Raw genomic sequence first — 688 nt, forward strand, 5'->3', positions numbered from 1 at the left:
CGCCGCGAGGGCCGCCGCTGGCTGGATCGGCTGGCGCTGACCCTCGGCGCCGGCTGGGCCGCCGCCGCCTGCGCCGGCATCGTCGCGGGCGTGATGATGACGACCTGGCTGACCGCCGACGCCCAGGCCGAAGCCGTCCTCTATCAGGCCTCGCTGCTCGGCGTGGACGACGCCGAGGTGCTCGGATGAGCCCCAAGGCCCTGAAGCTCGCCCTCGTCGGCTCGGTGGCGCTGAACCTGTTCGCCGTGGCGGCGGGGGCGACCCTGCTCGTCACCCGCGCCCAGGTCGAGGACCGGGTCGAGGCCCAGCACCGCCCGGCCAGGGCCGGCTCGCCGATGCGACTGATCGAACAGCTCGATCCCGCGGTCCGCGAGCGTGTGCGCGATACCCTGCGCGCCTCGGCTCTCGCCGCCCGTCCCGATTTCGAGGAGGCGCGGCTGAAGCGGCGTCAGGCCGTCGAAATGGGGCGTTCTGCGACGTTCGACGCCGTCCGCGCCGAAGCGCTTCTGGAGGAATCCCGCCATGCGGAGCTGCGCGGTCGGGCGCGGCTGGAGGCCGACGCCGTGGCGCTGCTGGCGACGCTGGAGCCGGATGACCGGCGGGCGCTGTCGGAAATCCTGACCCGCCGGGGCCGCGCCGCCGGTCGGGATCGTGGCGGCCGCGATCCGCAACCGGCCGCCGCCAGGGC

General features: G+C 75.4%; 1 protein-coding gene and 1 pseudogene. Both read left to right on the forward strand.

The features are described 5' to 3' along the window. A pseudogene (locus QQJ79_RS15680) lies at window positions 1-189 on the forward strand (hypothetical protein); the annotation flags it as partial. After that, the coding region (locus QQJ79_RS15685) for a periplasmic heavy metal sensor (RefSeq protein ID WP_284223858.1) at window positions 186-688 on the forward strand (503 nt) is incomplete at its 3' end. The pseudogene QQJ79_RS15680 and the gene QQJ79_RS15685, both read left to right, overlap by 4 nt.

The organism is Brevundimonas denitrificans, from assembly GCF_030160755.1.
Lineage (GTDB): Bacteria > Pseudomonadota > Alphaproteobacteria > Caulobacterales > Caulobacteraceae > Brevundimonas > Brevundimonas denitrificans.